General features: G+C 69.3%; 19 protein-coding genes. 8 read left to right on the top strand and 11 right to left on the bottom strand.

The window, feature by feature from the left end; translation table 11 throughout:
* Positions 1-4: 4 nt before the first annotated feature.
* From NKG96_RS15995 to uvrB, 3 genes are all read right to left on the bottom strand, one after another.
* Positions 5-1114, bottom strand: a complete 1110-nt coding sequence (locus NKG96_RS15995; RefSeq protein WP_254536171.1) for a glycosyltransferase family 4 protein — start codon at positions 1112-1114, stop codon at positions 5-7.
* A 75-nt stretch (positions 1115-1189) separates the two neighbouring features.
* Positions 1190-2269 carry a sulfite exporter TauE/SafE family protein gene (locus NKG96_RS16000; protein WP_254536172.1) on the bottom strand — a complete coding sequence of 360 codons (1080 nt, stop codon included), beginning with the start codon at positions 2267-2269 and terminating at the stop codon, positions 1190-1192.
* A 313-nt stretch (positions 2270-2582) separates the two neighbouring features.
* Positions 2583-4637 (bottom strand): excinuclease ABC subunit UvrB, encoded by a 2055-nt coding sequence (uvrB, locus tag NKG96_RS16005; RefSeq protein WP_254536173.1) that lies wholly within the window; start codon positions 4635-4637, stop codon positions 2583-2585.
* Between the two features lie 127 nt (positions 4638-4764).
* On the opposite strand from uvrB, the gene NKG96_RS16010 reads away from it, so the two are divergent.
* Positions 4765-6069, top strand: coding sequence for an OFA family MFS transporter (locus NKG96_RS16010; RefSeq protein WP_254536174.1), 1305 nt, complete (start codon positions 4765-4767; stop codon positions 6067-6069).
* Between the two features lie 91 nt (positions 6070-6160).
* On the opposite strand, the gene NKG96_RS16015 is transcribed toward NKG96_RS16010, so the two are convergent.
* On the bottom strand, positions 6161-6652 hold the full coding sequence (locus NKG96_RS16015) for a hypothetical protein (RefSeq protein WP_254536175.1): 492 nt from the start codon (positions 6650-6652) through the stop codon (positions 6161-6163).
* Positions 6653-6844: 192 nt separating this feature from the next.
* Entirely contained in the window at positions 6845-6994 is a 150-nt protein-coding gene (locus NKG96_RS16020; protein ID WP_254536176.1) for a 50S ribosomal protein L40e, read from the bottom strand.
* An 87-nt stretch (positions 6995-7081) separates the two neighbouring features.
* Between NKG96_RS16020 and NKG96_RS16025 the strand changes: the two genes are divergently transcribed.
* The gene (locus NKG96_RS16025) at positions 7082-8113 is read left to right on the top strand and encodes a hypothetical protein (protein WP_254536177.1); all 1032 of its coding nucleotides are present in this window, start codon (positions 7082-7084) and stop codon (positions 8111-8113) included.
* Between the two features lie 70 nt (positions 8114-8183).
* Positions 8184-8642, top strand: a complete 459-nt coding sequence (locus NKG96_RS16030; protein WP_254536178.1) for a luciferase domain-containing protein — start codon at positions 8184-8186, stop codon at positions 8640-8642.
* A gap of 5 nt (positions 8643-8647) precedes the next feature.
* On the opposite strand, the gene NKG96_RS16035 is transcribed toward NKG96_RS16030, so the two are convergent.
* Entirely contained in the window at positions 8648-9181 is a 534-nt protein-coding gene (locus NKG96_RS16035; protein WP_254536179.1) for a DUF367 family protein, read from the bottom strand.
* Positions 9182-9217: 36 nt separating this feature from the next.
* The gene (locus NKG96_RS16040) at positions 9218-9868 is read right to left on the bottom strand and encodes a hypothetical protein (RefSeq protein WP_254536180.1); all 651 of its coding nucleotides are present in this window, start codon (positions 9866-9868) and stop codon (positions 9218-9220) included.
* A gap of 80 nt (positions 9869-9948) precedes the next feature.
* Here NKG96_RS16040 and NKG96_RS16045 point away from each other — a divergent pair, with 80 nt between their 5' ends.
* The 3 genes from NKG96_RS16045 to NKG96_RS16055 all read left to right on the top strand — a co-directional run bounded on the left by NKG96_RS16045 (position 9949) and on the right by NKG96_RS16055 (position 13118).
* Positions 9949-10275: a nuclear transport factor 2 family protein gene (locus tag NKG96_RS16045; protein ID WP_254536181.1), complete on the top strand. Its 327-nt coding sequence runs from the start codon at positions 9949-9951 to the stop codon at positions 10273-10275.
* A 150-nt stretch (positions 10276-10425) separates the two neighbouring features.
* Complete coding sequence (locus tag NKG96_RS16050) at positions 10426-10848, top strand: hypothetical protein (RefSeq protein ID WP_254536182.1); 423 nt, start codon at positions 10426-10428, stop codon at positions 10846-10848.
* 221 nt (positions 10849-11069) lie between these two features.
* Positions 11070-13118, top strand: coding sequence for an alkaline phosphatase PhoX (locus NKG96_RS16055; RefSeq protein ID WP_254536183.1), 2049 nt, complete (start codon positions 11070-11072; stop codon positions 13116-13118).
* 84 nt (positions 13119-13202) lie between these two features.
* On the opposite strand, the gene NKG96_RS16060 is transcribed toward NKG96_RS16055, so the two are convergent.
* From NKG96_RS16060 to serS, 4 genes are all read right to left on the bottom strand, one after another.
* Entirely contained in the window at positions 13203-13385 is a 183-nt protein-coding gene (locus NKG96_RS16060) for a hypothetical protein (protein ID WP_254536184.1), read from the bottom strand.
* Positions 13386-13473: 88 nt separating this feature from the next.
* On the bottom strand, positions 13474-14256 hold the full coding sequence (locus NKG96_RS16065; RefSeq protein ID WP_254536185.1) for a YihY/virulence factor BrkB family protein: 783 nt from the start codon (positions 14254-14256) through the stop codon (positions 13474-13476).
* A 73-nt stretch (positions 14257-14329) separates the two neighbouring features.
* Entirely contained in the window at positions 14330-14671 is a 342-nt protein-coding gene (locus tag NKG96_RS16070) for an SHOCT domain-containing protein (RefSeq protein ID WP_254536186.1), read from the bottom strand.
* Positions 14672-14724: 53 nt separating this feature from the next.
* Positions 14725-16107, bottom strand: a complete 1383-nt coding sequence (gene serS, locus NKG96_RS16075) for a serine--tRNA ligase (protein WP_254536187.1) — start codon at positions 16105-16107, stop codon at positions 14725-14727.
* 108 nt (positions 16108-16215) lie between these two features.
* On the opposite strand from serS, the gene NKG96_RS16080 reads away from it, so the two are divergent.
* Positions 16216-17124 carry an MBL fold metallo-hydrolase gene (locus tag NKG96_RS16080; RefSeq protein ID WP_254536188.1) on the top strand — a complete coding sequence of 303 codons (909 nt, stop codon included), beginning with the start codon at positions 16216-16218 and terminating at the stop codon, positions 17122-17124.
* 125 nt (positions 17125-17249) lie between these two features.
* On the top strand, positions 17250-18677 hold the full coding sequence (locus NKG96_RS16085) for a cyclase family protein (protein ID WP_254536189.1): 1428 nt from the start codon (positions 17250-17252) through the stop codon (positions 18675-18677).
* Positions 18678-18682 lie beyond the last annotated feature (5 nt).

The following is an 18682-nucleotide window of genomic DNA, read 5'->3' on the forward strand; positions in this document are numbered from 1 at the left end:
CCGCTCAGGTCGCCGCGCGCACGACGCGGGCGAACGCCTCGCGGAACTGGCGGGTCTTTCCCTCCTCGGAGTAGGGGTCGCTGGCCGCGCGACTCGCCCGCGAGAGTTCCTCACGGCGGTCGAGCGGGGCGTCGAAGTACTCACAGACCGCGTCCGCGAGCGCCCGCGGTGTCGGTGGGACGACGAGTGCGTCGTCGACGTTCGCGACCGCGGACCGGGCACCCGTCGTCTCGGTGACGACGGCGGGGAGGCCCGCCCGCATCGCCTCGACGACGCTCACGCCGAACGCCTCGATGTGGGCGGGGTGGACGTACAGCGACGCTCCCACGAAGGCGTCGGCCAGCGACTCGACGTAGCCCCGGAGGGTGACGCCCGCCGTCTCGGTGTACGCGGCGGGGTGGCCCGGCCCGACGATGTGGAGTTCGGCTCCCGGGTGCCGGTCGCGGACGCGGGGCCACGCCTCCACGAGTAGTTCGACGCCCTTGTGGTCGCGCCACGCTCCGACCATCACCGCGACGGGCGCGTCGAGTTCGGGAGTCTCCTCGGCGAGCGACACGAACGGTCCGGGCTGGATGTACGGCGGGGCCACCCCGAGAGGGAACTCCGGGCCGACGACCGCCCGGAGGCGGTCGCGGGCGAACTCGGAGACGGCGATGGCCCCGTCGCAGTAGTGCCGGCAGATACGCTGGAGGACGGCGGTGTCGACGCGGGCGTTCCCCCGACGCTTCGTCGCCCGGAGGCGCGCGTCGTCCGGGCGCGGGACGTAGGTGTGGCCGAGCAAGCGGTCGGAGGCGGCGAGGTGGACGACGGTCGCGTCCGGGTAGCGCCGCTTGATGGCGGGCGCGGCGTAGAGGACCGCGTCGTTCTCGGTGATGTAGACGTCGCGCTCGGGGAGGGCGGCGACCGCCCCGGAGACGACGTCCGTGAGGAACGTCTCGCGGACGGGGGTGGGGAGCGACCGGAAGGTCACGACGTGGTCGTCGGCCCCCACGGCGTCGGCGAACCCACGGTGGGCGGGATGGCCGTAGTCGCACCGACGGCGCTGGGTCGGACCGTGGCCGGTCGAGGGGTAGACCATGCCGACCGTCCGGTTCGTCGGGTCTCGGGCGGGCATCGACTTTCAGGAGTGCGGGAGGCGGGATAAGGGGTGGGGGCCGCGTCGGGCCGGGCGCGTGGGATGCGGGCGCCCTCAGAACCCGCCGAGGGCCATCAGGAACAGCGCGACCGAGATGACGGCGAAGAGGACGCCGACGAAGTTCTTGATGGTGCTCGTGTCGAGTGCGTTCGAGACGTAGGGGGCGATCTGGCCGCCGAGGACCGTCGCCGGGACGGTGAACACGACCATGTTCCACGGCGTCGACGCCAGCGAGAGCGCGTGGCCACCGACGAGGCCGCCGCCGAAGACGTGGACCAGCGACGCGAGGATGGCCGTGAGCGCGACGACGATGTGGTTCGTCCCGATGGCGACGCGGACGGGCACCTTCGTGTTCAGCATCGAGATGATGCCGAGTTCGCCGATACCGAAGCCGGCGAGTCCCTGGAACGTCCCGCCGATGCTGTAGTTGGCGAACCGGCGCAGATAGCCCACGCGGTCGTACTGGTAGTCGTCGCCGTCGCGGTCGACCCGGGTGACGGTCCCGTCGTCGTCGGTGCGGACGCCCGCTGGACCGAGTTTGTCGGCGTCGTTCGGCAGGGCGGCCCCGCCGTCGGCGGCGACGGCGTCGGCGTCGTCGGATTCGCTCGACCCGTCGTGGTCGAGGTCGATCTTGAACAGGAGGAACGCCGCCGACAGGAGGGCGACGCCCAGCAGCGTGTGGAACACCACCTCGGGGATGACGAACGAGAGCAGCGCTCCTGCGACGACGAACGGAATCGACCCACCGACGAGCGACAGCGCCAGTCGGCGGTCGACGAGACCGTACTGGATGAACGCGATGGAGGAGCTCGACAGGCCGAACGCCTCGCTGATGAGCCCCACCTTCACGATGGTCTCGGGGGTGAGTGGCTGGGCGAACAGCGGGTAGATGAAGATGAGGAAGGGAACGAAGATTGCCGACCCGCTAATGCCGACGGTGTTGACGATGGTCGCCCCGGCGAGGAACGCGGGGAAGAGCCACCAGTAGTTCAGCCAGTAATCCGCTCCCGTCTCCGCGGGCGTCGGTGCCGCGAAGAACACGCTCGCGACGAACAGGACGGGCGCGAGGCCGACGAGCAGGTGCTGGTGCTTCAGTAACGTCTTCTGGATGTGACTGTAGCGGTGAGAACTCATGGTGTGTCGTGTGTCTCAGAGACTCTCTGCTCCGGTCGTCCGGAGCGAAGCGACTGACCCGGCGCACGCCCACTCCGACCCCCCGGCGGCGACCGGGAACGGGGAACGCATACGGCACGAGAAGCGACGGCGGCCCGGACACTTGACGGGGCGACCGCCAACGAGTGTGGGGTCGCCCGCGCGTCCGGCGCACTCGGCCGCCGAGTCGCGGGTCACGGTGTCCGCCCAGTAGCGGCGACTGCCGGAAAGGGATTGGCCTTCAGGACACGTCTGCGGGCCTGAACACGGATTATCGACCGTGAGGGTTGCGCGGTCAGAACTCCTCGGCGGGGGCCGGGACCCCCTCCTCGGCGGCGTCGAGTTCGTACGCCTCGCGGACCGCCCGCATCCGGTCGCGGATGTCGGCGGCGAGTTCGAACTCCAGGTTGGCGGCGGCCTCCTCCATTCGTTCGCGGAGGTCCTCGACGTACTGTTCTGCCTCCTCCGCGGAGTCGGGTTCGACGCCCGCGACGCCCCCGGTGTCCGTCTTGCTCCCCGGCAGGTTCGTCTCGCCGACTTCCTTCTCGATGGTCGTCGGCGTGAGGCCGTGTTCCTCGTTGAACGCCTGCTGAATCTCGCGACGACGGTTCGTCTCGTCGATGGCCGCCCGCATGGCGTCGGTGGTCTCGTCGGCGTAGAGAACGACCTCGCCGTTGACGTTCCGGGCCGCCCGGCCCATCGTCTGGACGAGGGTGGTCTCGCTCCTGAGGAACCCCTGCTGGTCGGCGTCGAGGATGGCGACGAGGCTCACCTCCGGGATGTCCAGTCCCTCGCGCAGGAGGTTGATGCCGACGAGGACGTCGAACTCTCCCAGCCTGAGGCCCCGGACGAGTTCGTGGCGTTCGAGCGTGTCCGTCTCGTCGTGCATGTACTCGACGGCGACGCCCGCCTCCTCCAGGTACTCGGTGAGGTCCTCGGCCATGCGCTTGGTCAGCGTCGTCACCAGCACGCGCTCGTCGCGCTCGATGCGCCCGTCGATGCGGTCCATCAGGTCGTCTATCTGCCCCTCGGCGGGCGAGATTTCGACGGCCGGGTCCACGAGGTGGGTGGGCCGGACGATCTGTTCGACGACCTGCTCGGAGTGCTCGCGCTCGTAGTCGCCGGGCGTCGCGCTCACGTAGAGCACGTCGTTGGTCTTCTCGACGAACTCCTCGAAGGTGAGCGGGCGGTTGTCGTACGCGGTCGGTAATCGAAAGCCGTTCCCGACGAGCGAGTCCTTCCGGGACTTGTCGCCGGCGAACTGGCCCGTTATCTGAGGGATGGTGACGTGCGACTCGTCGATGACCGTGAGGAAGTCCTCGGGGAAGTAGTCGAGGAGGGTGTAGGGGGCGTCCCCCGGTTCGCGGTCCGAGAGGTGGACCGAGTAGTTCTCGATGCCCGAACAGTAGCCCGTCTCGCGCATCATCTCGAGGTCGAAGGTGGTGCGTTCCTCGATGCGCTGGGCGGCCACGAGATCCCCCTGTCGCTCGAAGTACGACACCCGGTCGTGCATCAGGTCCTCGATCTCCTCGATGGCGTTCTCCAGACGCCCTTCGGGGATGGAGTAGTGCTCCGCCGGGTGGACGAGGACGGCCCCCTGTTCACCCTTCGACTCGCCTTCGAGGACGTCGACCTTCTGCATCCGGTCGATCTCGTCGCCCCAGAACTCGATGCGGACGGCGTAGCGACCGTACATCGGGAACACCTCGACGGTGTCGCCCCGGACGCGGAAGGTACCCTGCGTGAAGTCCACGTCGTTGCGCTCGTAGTTCAGGTCCACGAGCCCCTTCAGCAACTCGTCGCGGTCCATCTGCTGGCCCGTCTCCAGTCGCATCGCCATGTCGACGTAGTTACGCGGGTCACCGAGGCCGTAGATGGCCGACACCGAGGCGACGACGATGACGTCGTCGCGGGTGAGCAGCGAGCGAGTGGCGGAGTGTCGGAGCCGGTCTATCTCGTCGTTGATGGAGGCGTCCTTGTCGATGTAGGTGTCCGACTGCTCGACGTACGCCTCGGGCTGGTAGTAGTCGTAGTACGAGACGAAGTACTCCACCGCGTTGTCCGGGAAGAGGTTGCGGAACTCGTCGTACAGTTGGGCCGCGAGGGTCTTGTTGTGCGCGAGGACGAGCGTCGGCTGCTGTATCTCCTCGACGGTCCACGAGACAGTGTTGGTCTTGCCCGACCCCGTCACCCCGAGCAGGGTCTGTTCTCCCATCCCCTCGCGGTAGCCGCGGGCCAGTTGCTCGATGGCCTCCGGCTGGTCGCCGGCGGGGTCGAACGGCGCGTCGACCCGGAACGGCCGGTCGAGTCCGGGGCGGTCCGGCGAGAGCGGAGAGCCTGCGTCACTCATTGGTCGAACGTCGGGCCGGGCGTACTTCAGGCGCTCGCCTGCGGGGTGAAAGTGAACTCGTCGGGAGGGCTCCGGCACGGTTCGCGCCGATGGCAAGGCGTTACTGTCACCGGCTCACACGCCCGGTATGGCCCCCTCGTCGGACGAGGCCGACTACGCCGCCCGCGCCCGCGACCACCTCGGGTTCTCGCGGTGGTGGCTGGTCGTCGCCGCCATCCTCGCCATGGCCGCCATCAGCCCCTATCAGTACGTCTGGTCGTCCATCGAGGGACCGCTGGCCGAGGACCTCGGCGTCCCGCTCCCCCAGCTAGGCGTCGTCTTCACCCTGTTCGTAATCGTACAGGCGGGGTCGCAGTTCCCCGTCGGGTGGTGGCGCGACGAACACGGCCCGCGCGCCCTGACGGTCCTCTCGGCGTTGCTCGCCGGGGGCGCGTACTTCCTGCTGTCGTACGCCACCGAAATCTGGCACCTCTACGCGCTCTACTCGCTGGGCGCGGTGGGCGTCGGCATCGCCTACACCGTCGCCGTCAACACTGCCATCAAGTGGTTCCCCGACCGCCGCGGCCTCACGACCGGACTCGGCACGATGGCGTACGCGGGCGGGGCGGCGCTGGTCGTCCCGTACGTCCGGGCGAACGCCACCGTCGCCGCCTACTCCGACGTGTTGCGGACGATGGGCGTCGGCATCGGTCTCTGCATCCTCGTCGCCGCGTTCGTCCTCCGGGACCCGCCCGCCTCGTGGTACGACCGGGTGGCGACGGACGGCGGCGAGGGCGAGGCCGAGAATACCGCGTCGGCGGGCCGGAACGTCGGCCCCCGGACGATGCTCCGGACGTGGCAGTTCTGGCTCATGTACGGGATGTTCGTCGCCGGGAGCGGTGCGGGCCTGATGCTCACCGCGAAGATCGTCTCGTTCGCCGGCGCGATGGAGTTGACCGCGGTGACGGCGACGCTCTCGGCGACGCTCCTCCCCATCGCGGGCGGCGTCGGTCGGGTCGTGATGGGCGGCCTCTCCGACCGGACGAGCCGCCGGACGGCGCTGGTCGCCTCCTTCGGCCTCACGGGCCTCGGACTCCTCGCAGTCGTAGAGTTCAGCCGGGTCGGGCCGACCGTCGCCTTCCTCCTCTCGGTGGTCGTCGCCACGTTCTTCTGGAGCGCCCAGTACACCCTCTTTCCCAGCATCGTGGCGGACTACTACGGCGAGCAGCGCTCCTCGGCCAACTACGCGCTGCTCTACTCGGGGAAGATGTGGGGCGGCGTCTTCGGCGGGGCGGTCACCGGGTGGCTGGTGACGGTCGTGGGATGGCCCACGACGTTTCAGGTCGGGGCAACGCTGGCGCTCGTGGCGGGCGTGGCAGCGGTGGCGCTGCGCCCGCCGACGGTCGATGGCGTCGGCCACGCGTCGGAGACGGCGGTCGGGAGCGAGGACTAGCCCGTTCGAGACGGCCGGGTCGCGCGTCGTCGGCCCGACGCCCGAGTGGACGGACGGGGACCGACGTGACTCCGGTCGGCCCGACGGGGACTCACGACGGGTCCAGCGGTTCGCTGACCAGCAGGTACACGTCCTCGCCGCGCGCCACCGGCTTCCGGTAGAGCACCCCGCGGTCGACGAGCCAGGCCACCGCGCCCCCCGCCGCCTCCGGCGAGCAACCCAGCGCCTCCGCGAGTTCGGTGACCGTGAGCAGGGGTACCTCCTGGGACCGGAAGACGGCGAGGACGGTGTCGAGGGACAGCAATCGCCCCCGCTCCAGCGGTTCGCCCACCTTGTCGTCCCTGAACGGGAGTCCCGTCTGCTCTACGATGAAGAACCGGCGGCAGTCGGGGAGGTGGTGCGGGCCCGCAACGAACGGCCGGACCCCGCAGTACCGACACTCGTGGCTCAGCGCCAGGTCGTTTCCCGTGGTCTGAGTCGGCTGGTGGCGGGCACAGGTGACGCTGTGGTGCGGCCCTTCGCTGAACGGTCTCACGCCGCAGAACAGACAGCGGCTCCGGTAGTTGTACCCGCGTCGGACCATGACACCATCACTCGCTAGGAGGCGAGCGTCGTGAATAACCGTTGTGTACTACTGCTGATAATTTCCCGACGGCGTGGTCGTCAGGCCTCCGAGCGTCCCCGATTCCCTCGGGAGGACCCGGGACCCGGTGGTGACGCCACTCGTCGAGAGAGAAGGTCGTGGGGCCAGGTCGGCCCCGGTCCGGGAGCGAGTTCAGACCGCGCGGCGCTCTTTCGCCTTCGGGCGGAGCTTGCTGTAGCCGCACTTGCGGCAGTGCTCGGCACGCTGGGGGTTGCGGGCGTTACAGCGCATACAGATCATCTTCGAGAGGATTCGCGCCTCCGCTTCGTCGAAACTGGCCATGTCGGACCGTCAGGGCCCGCGCGGTTAAGGATTGCGAGTCACCGAGCGGGCGCACGAAATTAAGTGTGGTGGGTGCTAGCGCTCAGTATGGGACTGTACGACCACCTCGCCGACCTGCCGCTGGTCGTCGAGGACCACGACCGTACGAGACAGTCGCGGGCCACCTCGTCGGGGTTCGAGCGCGTCTCGACGACGTTCGCCCTCCACGGCGCGGGCGAGACGGGGAAGGGCGAAGACGTGACGTACGACGCCGAGGACCACGAGGCGCTGACGGGGTGGCGCTTCTCCTTCGAGGGCGAGTACACCCTCGCCGGGTTCTCCGAGTTCCTCGACGGTGTGGAACTGTTCCCCGGCCACCCACAGCGCGAGGACTCGCGACACTACCGGCGCTGGGCCGTCGAGAGCGCGGCCCTCGACCTGGCGCTCAGACAGGCCGACACCTCGCTGGCGGCGGCGTTGAACCGCGACCCCGCCCCCGTTAGATTCGTCGTGAGCACGCGTCTGGAGGGCGGGTCGACTGACCGCCTCGAGGCGTTACTGGACGCCTACCCCGACGTGGAGTTCAAACTCGACCCGACCGCGGAGTGGGACGAGGACCTGATAGCCGACGTCGCGGCGCTGGACCGGGTTCGCATCCTCGACCTGAAGGGCCAGTACCGGGGCACCGTCGTCGACGGCGACCCGGACCCGGACCTGTACGAACGGGTCGTCGACGGGTTCCCCGAGGCCGTCGTCGAGGACCCGGCGGTGACCGACGAGACGCGGGCGGTGGTCGAACGCGTGGCCGACCGGGTCTCCTGGGACGCACCCATCACGGGCGTCCAGAGCATCCGTGACCTCCCGTTCGACCCCCACTGGCTGAACGTCAAGCCCTCCCGGTTCGGCACCGTCGAGTCGCTGTTCGACAGCATCGAGTACGCCCGCAAGCGGGACGTGACGCTCTACGGCGGCGGCCAGTTCGAACTCGACGTGGGTCGCGGGCAGATTCAGACCCTCGCCTCGCTGTGCTACCCAGACGGCCCCAACGACGTCGCCCCCGGCGGCTACAACGACCCGGACGTGTCTGGCGGCCTGCAGACGAGTCCCCTCCCCGCGCGGACCACCGAGGGGTTCCGGTAACTCCGACGGAGCTATAACTCAGTTGTTCTGTTTCCGCTGGCTTAATATCTCGCGAGGTGTACGGAGAGGTATGAGTATCGATACCGAGTCAGATGCGTCTTCGCGAATCGAGGCGGTCGTCGCGGCCGTCAGCGAGTGGCCGGGCATCAGCCTCGTCGAGGGGCGGTCGGGCGGCCGGACCGTCCGACTGGGGCCCCGCGAGATCGGCACCCTGCGGTACGCGGGCACGCTGACCATCACCTACCCGGTCGTCCTCCACGAGGCGCTCGTCGACGCCGGCTGGGCGGCCCCCGACCCGCTGGCTCCCGTCAGCGGCCGGACGGTCTTCCGCGTCCGGAGCGGGGCCGACATCGAGCGGGCGCTCTCGCTCCTGCGGGTCTCCTATCTCTTCCACGCCCTCCGGCGCTCCGACACCCCCGAGGGTCGCGAGGCGCTGGACGCCGTCGACGTGCCCGCCGACCTCGACCACGTCGGGGCCCCCTACCCGGTCCGCGAGTTCCTCGTCAAACTCGCCGGCCGCCCGGCCTGACTCGGCTACCGTTCCCCGGGCGAATCTCCGTTCTCGTCGCTCTCTTCGTCCGCGAGGTAGTCCGACTGGACGGCGACCACCTCGCTCGAATCCGCACACGCCGCGTACCGGCGCAACGGTTCGTCGTTCAGTTCGAGGAACGTGTGACCCCACCGGAACTTCGAGAGGATGTCCTCGGCGTGCTCTCGCTCCCCGAGGATGCAGAGCGCTCCCGCGAACGCCTCGACGGTGTTCAGGCGGAACGGCGTCCCGTAGCTGACGGGGTTGCCCGCGACGAGGAACGGGAGCGCCCGGTGGTGGCCCCGCAGGTCGAACGCCTCCCGTTTGGCCGTCTCCCACGAGCAGTCGAGGGCGACGAGGGCGTCGAATCCGTCCTTGTCGGGCGGCGAGAGCGCCTGCTCCGCGAAGGGGTCGAGGACGATGCCCGTCGGCGTGGCTCGCGCCGAACGGTGTAACTCCGTGAGGTCGAACCGCGCCAGTTTCCGGGCGCTGCACTTCTTCGGGTCGTCGTCGCCCTCGTACCGCACGTGCAGTTCCACACCCGGGGTAGTCGGGAGGGGGCTAAAAGCGCCCCGTCACGCAGGCGTCCGGGCCAGCCACTCACCTACCGTCTCCAGTACCGACAGGACCGCGTCGGGGTCACGGACCTGCCCCCCGTCGACTCCCTCGGCGGCGTCCGCGACTCGCCGGGGAGTCGTCGCGTCCACCGTCGTCACCCGGACGGGCGTCAGGTCGGCGAGTGCCGCGAAGTACCGGCGCTGTGGTTCGGCGAACCGGAGGTGGTAGTCGAAGTTCCGGCGACGCCGGTCGGTGTCCCCTCGGCGACGCGCGCGGAGGTCCTCCTCTTGGACCCGCAGGAGGACGTAGGCGTCCGGGAAGGCGATGCTCCCGGCCCGAGCCGCCGCCTCGTACCGACCGAGGACGCAGGGGACGGAGGGTGGTCGGGGGAGGTGGTGTTCGCAGTCGAGGGCCGCGGCGACCCAGTTGTACCAGAGTGGCTGGAACGGGTCCCCGTCGAGGACGGCGAGTCGGCTCTCCCGTTCGGCGGCGACGGCACGCGTCCACCGGTCGCACTGTCGGTCGGCGTACCAGCCCTCCGGGGCGTCGGCGGGCCGGTCGAACAGGTCGGTCACTTCCGGGACGTGGACGGCACCGCGGTCGGCCAGCAGCCGCGCGCCGGTGGTCTTCCCGGCGGCACTCGGCCCGGCGAGACAGACGACGGTCACGAACGGGGTACCCGACGGGCGGGGATGAGCGGTCCGGTCCGGCGCGACCACTTTTGTCACCCGCCCGCCGACGGGAGGGTATGGAGTCCCAGTCGCTCGCCCGCGAGTACTACCGCGCCATCGACGAGGGGGACTACGAGGCGCTCACGGACCTCCTCGCGCCCGACTTCGTCCACGACCGGCCCGACCGGAGCATCGAGGGCCGCGAGGCGTTCGTCCGGTTCATGCGCGAGGAACGCCCCGAGACGGACACCACCCACGAGGTGGACGCCCTCTACCGGGGCGGGGACCGCGTGGCCGCCGAGGGACGACTCGTCCGGTCGACCGGCGAGGTGTGGTTCCGATTCGTCGACGTGTTCACCACCAGCGACGGGACCCTGACGGGCCTGACGACCTACACCCACTGACTCCCCCGGTCTCGGTAGTGCTCACGAGGGATTCGGACGGGTACGTATCGAACTGACGACAGAATTAAGGACGGTTCGGCGGCTATCGTCGCCCGGTACGCCGCCGCGGCGCGTCCGACACGACGCGTCGCGACGGTACCCCCACCACCAATGTCGAAACCCGAAGACCGAGGTACGTCGGCGACTGGAGAACGGGTCCACCGCGAGTACATCCTCGACGTGCGCGTCGTCGAGTGTCCGACGGACGAGGGACCCCGCTACCGCTTCGAGGCACCACACCACCGGGGCGTGACCTTCGAGCGCGCGGAGACGGCCGAACTGTACGCGGACGTCTACTTCGACGTCAACGGCTTCCAGGAGGAGGGGACGGGCGAACGGGGCGTCCCGCCCGAGGTGATACAGGCCGGGCGCGACACCCTCGCGGCGTACATGCTCACCCAGCCGTTCGCCGACACGAACTGGGTCGCGTCGTTCTACGGCGTGAAACCCGAGCGAATCGACCGCTACGTCTCGTGGGTCCGCGAACGCGCCGAGGAGGTCCGGACCGGCGCGACCGAGATGGGAATGGAGTGAGTGGCCCGCACGCCCGTCGTCACTGGACTGTCGTGAGAGTCCCGTCTGCGAGACGAGCCACCCTCCGGAACCGCACGACTGAACAGCCGAGAGAGTATCCGAAACCGACCAGTTGCACTCGGGAGCACTACGTTGTCACCCGTCACGAACGGTATTGAATCATCACTGTCCGTATCCGTATTACGAACCTACTTCCGTCGAAACTTCGGCACTTCGAGTGCATGGTCGAGTTCACTCGGCGGAACCTGATGGAGACGTCCGTGGCGGCCGCACTCGGGGCGAGCGTGGCCGGAGAAGCGAGCGGGCAGGAGGAGGACGGAGACACCCCCGGCGCACCGATGGTGCGCGACGGAACGCTGGAGCGCTTCGCGTGGACGGCACTCGGCGCTGAGGTCACCGGCCCGGAGGTGACCCGGAGCGGGACGCTCTTCTTCAGCGTCCAGCACCCGAGCAGGGCGAACCCGGCACCGTTCAACAAGGGGAGCATCGGCTACGTGAAGGGCTACGACTTCACGGCCGGCAGCGAGGTCGGCACCGTCGGCATCCCGAAGACGAACGAACAGCAGGGTCGGGTGAAGGTGGGAAGCGGCGAGTTCACCGTCCTCGCACAGGAGGGCGACAACATCGGCGGCGGCCACGACCTGGGCTATCCGGTCACGCCCGACGGCCTGCCCGTCAGCGAACTGGAGGGGTCGCGCTACGGCAACTTCGGCTACAACCCGGACTGCAACCGGTTCGTCCGGACGAACGAGGCGGAGACGCGGGGCTACCTCTTCACCAACTTCGAGCAGAGTCCCGGCGACGTCTCCCGGATACCCATCCAGCGCACCGGGGGCGGCGAGTGGCGGGCTGACATGGAGAACGCCCGGAACCTCTCGGACAGCGAGTCCCTCCGAGAGCAGGGTGGGACCCGCATCAACTGCTACGGCGACGTCAGCCCGTGGAACACGTACCTCTCCGCCGAGGAGGAGTACTCCCACCCACGCACCGCCGGGAAGGCGAAGGTCAGTGACTTCACGGAGGGCGAGGGGCCGAACGAACGCGGCGCGGCGCAGTTCTACAACCGCCCGAACCCGACGGGCATCGCGGAGGCCGTCTCCGAGTACTACGGCGAGGACGCCTGGTACCCGCAGGGCACCTTCGCGCTCGCCGGCCTCGAACTGCAGGCGTACTACCTCGGCGCGGACGTCGTCGGGCAGGGCGACGACGCGACGCCAATCGAGAGCCCCTACCCGAATCCCTACCGCTACGGCTACATCGTGGACTTCCGCGGGTCCGACACCGAGGAACCCGAGGCCGTCAAGTACTACTGCATGGGTCGGGCCGCGTGGGAGTGCCCCGACGTGCAGGCCGACGAACGGACGGTCTACCTCTCCTCGGACGGCGCTGACAAGGGCTTCTACAAGTTCGTCGCCGACGAGGCGATTCCAAGCTACGACGACCCGATGGACGTCGAGGGGACGCTCTACGCCGCGAAGGTCACGAACGCCGAGGCGGCCGCCGACAGGCCGCCCGCGGAGGCCGACCTCGAACTGGAGTGGCTGGCGCTCGGCCACGCGACCAACGGCGAGGTCGCGGAGTGGGTCGCCGCCTACGACGACGTCGACCAGGTGGACTACCTCGCGCACGCCGAGACCGACTGGCGCGAGGACCTCGAAACGGCCATCGAGGAGGCCGACCGCGAGGTCGTCGAGAGCGGCAACGCCGACTACGTCTCCGACGAGGAGATTCTCGAGTGGGCCGAACTGTGGAGCGAGGACCCCGAGTCGACGGTGGCCGACCGCGGCCGCCCCGAACTCCGGAAGGTCCCGTTCCTCGAGACGCGGGCCGCGGCGAAGGAGGTCGGCGCGACCGTCGAGTTCCGCAAGAGCGAGGGTATCGACAGCAAGGACGGCGCCGGTCCCGGCGACTACGTCTACCTCGGCCTCTCGGAGGTCAACGCCGGCCTGAGCGACGACACCGGCGACGTGCGACTCGACCGCGTCGACGGCGGCCTCGTCTACCGCGCCGAACTGGAGGCGGACTACGACATCTCCACGCTCGAACCGGTCATCGTCGGCCCCGACGCGACGGACACCGCCGACGTGGCCAACGGCGCCCTCGTCAACGTCGACAACCTGTTCGTCATGAACGACGGGCGCGTCCTCTGCTGTGAGGACGCCGACCAGTTCGGTCGGTCGTACCCCAACGACTGCCTGTACGTCTACACGCCCGACGACGCGGGCGAGGGAGAAGACGAGGACGAAACGGAGGGAGAAGACGACGAGTAGGCGGCGCGGCCCTCACACGGTCGTTCCATCGTCCCCGATTCTCCGGTCTCGTACGCCGCGCGAGTCGGCGGGGCCGCCGAGGGGTTACGACGACCCCGCCAGCCCGTAGCGGCCCTCCTCGACCCACTCCGCCTTCTCCCAGCCACAGTGCGGGCAGGCGTCCTCCTGCCAGTCGAACTCCTCGCTACAGCGCTGACAGTCGACGCGGCGGGGGCCGACGTCGTCCGAGAGTGCCGCGTCTGACTCGGGTGCGTCCTGTTCTGACATGCACCCCGCACGTGGGGAGGGGAGGCACAAAAGTCCACGACCAGCGGTGGCATGGCCCACGACTCCGGGACCCACGAGCCCGGTCGTCTCAGACCGTCGCCCGCCGCCCGAGCACGTAGTTCACCGTCGCGCCGAGGAGGATGACGATGCCGGCGAAGTAGAGGTAGGTGACGAACAGCAGGACGGCCCCGAGGACGCCGTAGGCCTGATACTTCCCCGAGTTCGCGAGGTACGCCTGAAAGACGAACTGCATGACGAGCCAGCTAACCGCCGCCACGGCCGCGCCGGGGAGCGCCGCGCGGACGCTCATCTCGACCGGCGGCAGGACGTAGTACAGCGGGAGGAACGTCACCGTGAGGCCGGCGAGGAGCGCCAGCGCACCGACGACGTTCAGGTAGGGAATCGACCGGAGGAGTTCGGTACCGAGGACGGCCCCGACGGCGACCATCAGGGCGATACCGACGGCGATGGCTCCGAGGGCGACCAGTCCGTCGCGGACCTGCTGGGGGAGCGAGGGGTCGTCGCCCACCTCGTACACCTCCGCGAACGCGATGTCCAGCCCGCGGAACACCTTCAGGGCGCTCCAGACGAGCAAGAGGAAACTCACCGCCCCGGCCCCGGCCCGGCCCGCCCCCCCGGTGAGCGCGTTGCGGACGAGGTCAGCGCCGCTCTGTGAGAGCGCGGACTCCACCTGCCCGACGACGAACTGTGCGAACGCCTCGCCGCCGACCAGCGACCCGACGACGAGGACCATCACCAGCAAGGGGATGATGGAGACGAAGGCGTAGTAGGCGAACCCCGCCGCGAGCAACGTGATGTTGCGGTCCCGGGCGACGTCGACGACCGACCGCACGGTCCCTGTTGCGCTCATTACCGGCTAACCCACACGACCCGGCAGCAAAGGGCTGTTGCCTGACTACCGGAGAGACCCGGTCGCGGGGGCATCACCCGGACCCGCCGAGCATCCGGCGGCGATGCTCGTACTCGTCGTCGTCCACCTCGCCGCGGGCGTAGGCCGTCCGGAGTTCGTCGAGGGCGCGGTCCCCGGGGGTGGTCGCCACCCGATAGAGCGCGTACACGAGGAGGAGGCCGGCGAGCAGACCCACCGCGCCGAGCGCCGGGACGACCCACCAGTTGGCGGTGGCCGCGCCGAACGGCGTCCCGCCCATCATCCACCACCCCATCATCGGCCCGCCGACGAACAGCATCATCAGGAACGGCACGAGCAGCAGCGCCGCGACGAGGACGAGTGCGAGGCGTCCCAGCGAGTCGGTCGAGTCGCTCATGGGACACCCTACGGGCGCGGCGAGCATCACGACCGACCGACGCACGTCGGGTCCTACTCCCGGTCGCCCGACCCGAGGGCGCTCTCGCCGACCGGGTCGTGCCCCTCGATGGCCTCCTGTCCACCCATGTACGGGCGCAGGGCCTCGGGGACGGTGACGGTACCGTCGTCGTTCTGGTAGTACTCGAGGATGGCGACCATCACGCGCGGGAGCGCCAGCCCCGACCCGTTGAGCGTGTGGAGGTGCTCGGCGCTCTCGTGGCGTTCGGGCCGGTAGCGGATGCCCGCCCGGCGCGCCTGAAAGTCCTCGAAGTTCGACACCGACGAGACTTCGAGCCAGCGGCCGCCCTCCTCGGGACCGTCGTCCATGTCGTCGGCGGGGGCCCACACTTCGATGTCGTACTTCTTCGACTGGGTGAACCCGAGGTCGCCGGTACACATCTCGAGGATGCGGTAGGGCAAGCCGAGACGTCGGAGGACCTCCTCGGCCTCGTCGACGAGGCCCTCGAAGCGGTCGTAGCTCTCCTCGGGACGGACGAAGTTGACCATCTCCACCTTGTTGAACTGGTGGACGCGGACGATTCCCCGCGTTTCGGTGCCGTGTTCGCCCGCCTCCCGCCGGAAGTTCGGCGAGTACGCCTGATGCTTGACCGGGAGGTCCTCGTCGAGCAGAATCTCGTCGCGGTACATGTTCGTCACCGGCACCTCCGCGGTCGGCAGGAGCCACAGGTCGTCGTCGTCGTAGTCGGCGTCGTTCGACTCGCCGAGGCGGTAGGCGTCCTCGACGAACTTGGGGAACTGGCCGGTGCCGGTCATCGACCGCGAGTTGACGGGGATGGGTGGGAACACGTCGGTGTAGCCCTGTTCGCGGTGGACGTCGAGGAAGAACTGGACGAGGGCGTGTTCGAGGCGCGCGCCGTCGCCCTTCAGGAAGTAGAACCCCCCGCCCGAGACCTTCGCGCCGCGCTGGAAGTCGAGAATTTCGAGGTCCTCGCCGAGGTCGTAGTGGGGGACCACGTCCGCGGGCAGGTCGCGCAGGTCGTCGAACCCCTCGCGGCGGCGTTCGACGTTCTCCTCCTCGGTCTGGCCCACCGGGACCGACTCGTGGGGTATCTGGGGGAGTTCGAGGAGCGCTGCTTCGAGTTCCGCCTCCAGTTCGTCGGCGCGCTCCTCGACGGTCTCCAGTTCGTCTTTCAGTTCGCTCGACCGCTCGATGGCCTCCTGTGCGGCCTCCTCGTCGCCCTCGCGTTTGAGTTCGCCGATGCGCCCGCTGACCTCGTTTCGCTCGTGGCGGAGGTCGTCGCCGCGGGCTTTCAACTCGCGCCACTCGTCGTCCACCTCGAGGACGCGGTCGAGGTCCACGTCCGTGACCCCCTTCTTCTCGAGGGCGTCGCGAACCACCTCCGGGTTCTCCCTGACGAACTGCCTGCTGAGCATGGTTCGGCTTTCCGGGGGCGCGGCAAAGGCGTGTCGCATCCGTGGTGAGACGTGCCAGTCACCCGTCGCCGGGGACCGATTTATGCTCGGCCGGGGAGACCCACGAGCATGGCCATCGGTGACCTCCACCACGTCGAGTCGGGAAACTGCGAGGACCTCTACTACGTGGACGTCGGACTGTTCGACACCCCCGAGTACGGGTCGGTCTACCTGCTGGACGCGGAGCGACCCGCCGTCGTCGACACCGGGACGGGCGCGAACTACGAGGTCGTCCTCGACGGTCTCGCGGAACTCGGCGTCGCCCCCGAGGACCTCGCGGCCATCGCCGTCACGCACGTCCACCTCGACCACGCCGGCGGCGCGGGCTACCTCGCCCGCGAGTGCGAGAACGCCTCGGTGGTCGTCTACGAACGCGGCGCGCGCCACCTCGCGGACCCCTCCCGGCTGGTCGCGGGGACGAAACAGGTCGTCGGGGACCGCTGGCGACACTACGCCGACCCCCTCCCCATCGACGAGGACCGGATGACCGTCGTGGACGACGGCGACGTGGTCGACCTCGGCGACCACCAGCTGGAGGTCCACCGCGCGCCGGGCCACGCCCCCCACCAGGTCGTGTTCTTCGACCCGGCGAACGACGCCGTCTTCACGGCGGACGCGGCGGGCATCTACGTACCGAGCCAGGACACCGTCGAACCGACGACGCCGCCGGTCAACTTCGACCTCGACCAGTCGCTCGCGGACGTGGAGATGCTCCGGAGTCTCGACCCGGAGGTCCTCCTCTACGGCCACTTCGGGGACGCGCCCGCCGCCGCCCGACTGACGGAGTACGCCGAGACGCTCTCGGCGTGGGTCGAGGAGATTCGCGCGGTCCGCGAGCGACTCGGCGACGACGAGGCCGTCGTCGAGCACTTCGTCGAACGGACGGAGATGGCCGACGCCTGGGGCGACGAACAGGCCCGCATCGAGGCCGAACTGAACGTCAGGGGCGTCCTCGTCGCCCTCGACCGCGAGAAGTGACGTCGGTACAGCGACAGTATCCGCGGCGCGAATCTCACTAGTTCCCAGTCGTTACTGTAGTTATATCAATCGTCCCCGACAGTGTCGTGACAAGTGGTGTCGCATCACGCGAGCCACCGACACAGATGTCAGAGGAACACGCGCACGACGACTGCGACTGTGCATCGACCGGAATCGACCGACGTGGCTTCGTCAAGGGGTGTGGCGCGGCGCTGGCGTTCGCCGCCGCGGGGACGAGTCTGGAGACGGTAGCGGCCCAGGAGAACTCCGCCGACGTCGCCGAACTGCTCGACCCCCTCCCCTCGAACTGGGGGCGCTGGGGCGAGGACGACGAACTCGGCGCGCTGAACCTGCTCGACGGCGAGACGGCCTACCGGGGGATGCTCGCCGCGGTGCAGGGCGGCCCGAAGAACGTGGGCCGGTTCACTCTCCAGCTCTCGATGACCGGCGAGGTCATCAACCCCGACCCGGACCAGCCGGACGTGCTGTTCCCGAACGCCGACGGGAGCGGCCCGCAGTGGCCGAGTACGGACACGGGCGACCCGGCGTTCCCGCCGCGCACGCCCGCCCGACGGACCAACACCACCGGCGAGGGCGGATCGGAAGTCGCGGGCGGCATCGCGTTCGTCGACGACAAGTTCGCCGCCGACTTCTTCCTGCAGGGGACGACGCACGTCGACGCCCTCGGCCACGCGTGGTACGGCGACCAGATATACAACGGCTTCTCGACGGACACGACGAACGCGGTCAAGCAGTTCGACACCGCACTCGCAGGGACGACGAACGCGGACGCGGTTCCCGACGACCCCGCCTCGACGCTGGAACCGTTCTCCGAGACGACGGGCCTGAGCAAGGCCGGAATCACCAACGCCGCCGAGGCGGGCATCGCCGGCCGCGGCGTCCTCCTCGACGTGGGCCGCCACCTCGACGTGAGCGACGAGAAGGGCCGCCTCCCGCTGGGATACGGCATCACGCTGGAGGACCTGCAGAGCACCGCCGAGGCGCAGGGCGTCGACGTCGAGGAACGCGACATCCTCCTCATCCGGACGGGGGCCGTCGAACGCACCCGTGACCCCGAGGCGGAGTGGGCACCGCTGCAGGAGCCCGGCCTCGCGTTCAGCGAGGAACTCGTCGAGTGGTTCGCCGAGAAGGACATCCCGTACGTCGGCGCGGACAACCTCGCCGTCGAGAAGGTCGCCCAGACCATCGACGGGGAGACGTACGTCATCCCGCTGCACGGCGCGTTCCTGCGCAACCTCGGGGTCACCATCAACGAGATTCTCTGGCTGAAGGAGCTGGGAGCCGCCTGCGCCGAGGACGGCGTCTACGACTTCCTGTTCACCGCCGCGCCCCTGAAGGTCGAACGCGGGACCGGCGCGCCCGTCAACCCCGTCGTGCTGAAGGCCACCGGACGGGACGACGACGATTCGCCGGGGGACGACGACGGCGAGAACGAATCCGGCGACGACAATGGCGGCCAGCGAGACGACGACGAGTCGGACGACCCGCCGGGCGACGACAACGGCGGGGACAACGACGACACTGACGACTGACGGGG

Origin of the sequence: Halomarina litorea, assembly GCF_024227715.1 — an archaeon.
In the GTDB taxonomy this organism is placed as follows: Archaea; Halobacteriota; Halobacteria; order Halobacteriales; family Haloarculaceae; genus Halomarina; species Halomarina litorea.

Excerpts from the sequence above, each read along its gene's own strand:
- NKG96_RS15995 (WP_254536171.1), bottom strand. The coding sequence starts at position 1,114 with ATGCCCGCCCGAGACCCGACGAACCGGACGGTCGGCATGGTCTACCCC.
- NKG96_RS16000 (WP_254536172.1), bottom strand. The coding sequence starts at position 2,269 with ATGAGTTCTCACCGCTACAGTCACATCCAGAAGACGTTACTGAAGCAC.
- uvrB (WP_254536173.1), bottom strand. The coding sequence starts at position 4,637 with ATGAGTGACGCAGGCTCTCCGCTCTCGCCGGACCGCCCCGGACTCGAC.
- NKG96_RS16010 (WP_254536174.1), top strand. The coding sequence starts at position 4,765 with ATGGCCCCCTCGTCGGACGAGGCCGACTACGCCGCCCGCGCCCGCGAC.
- NKG96_RS16015 (WP_254536175.1), bottom strand. The coding sequence starts at position 6,652 with ATGGTCCGACGCGGGTACAACTACCGGAGCCGCTGTCTGTTCTGCGGC.
- NKG96_RS16020 (WP_254536176.1), bottom strand. The coding sequence starts at position 6,994 with ATGGCCAGTTTCGACGAAGCGGAGGCGCGAATCCTCTCGAAGATGATC.
- NKG96_RS16025 (WP_254536177.1), top strand. The coding sequence starts at position 7,082 with ATGGGACTGTACGACCACCTCGCCGACCTGCCGCTGGTCGTCGAGGAC.
- NKG96_RS16030 (WP_254536178.1), top strand. The coding sequence starts at position 8,184 with ATGAGTATCGATACCGAGTCAGATGCGTCTTCGCGAATCGAGGCGGTC.
- NKG96_RS16045 (WP_254536181.1), top strand. The coding sequence starts at position 9,949 with ATGGAGTCCCAGTCGCTCGCCCGCGAGTACTACCGCGCCATCGACGAG.
- NKG96_RS16050 (WP_254536182.1), top strand. The coding sequence starts at position 10,426 with ATGTCGAAACCCGAAGACCGAGGTACGTCGGCGACTGGAGAACGGGTC.
- NKG96_RS16055 (WP_254536183.1), top strand. The coding sequence starts at position 11,070 with ATGGTCGAGTTCACTCGGCGGAACCTGATGGAGACGTCCGTGGCGGCC.
- NKG96_RS16060 (WP_254536184.1), bottom strand. The coding sequence starts at position 13,385 with ATGTCAGAACAGGACGCACCCGAGTCAGACGCGGCACTCTCGGACGAC.
- NKG96_RS16065 (WP_254536185.1), bottom strand. The coding sequence starts at position 14,256 with ATGAGCGCAACAGGGACCGTGCGGTCGGTCGTCGACGTCGCCCGGGAC.
- NKG96_RS16070 (WP_254536186.1), bottom strand. The coding sequence starts at position 14,671 with ATGAGCGACTCGACCGACTCGCTGGGACGCCTCGCACTCGTCCTCGTC.
- serS (WP_254536187.1), bottom strand. The coding sequence starts at position 16,107 with ATGCTCAGCAGGCAGTTCGTCAGGGAGAACCCGGAGGTGGTTCGCGAC.
- NKG96_RS16080 (WP_254536188.1), top strand. The coding sequence starts at position 16,216 with ATGGCCATCGGTGACCTCCACCACGTCGAGTCGGGAAACTGCGAGGAC.
- NKG96_RS16085 (WP_254536189.1), top strand. The coding sequence starts at position 17,250 with ATGTCAGAGGAACACGCGCACGACGACTGCGACTGTGCATCGACCGGA.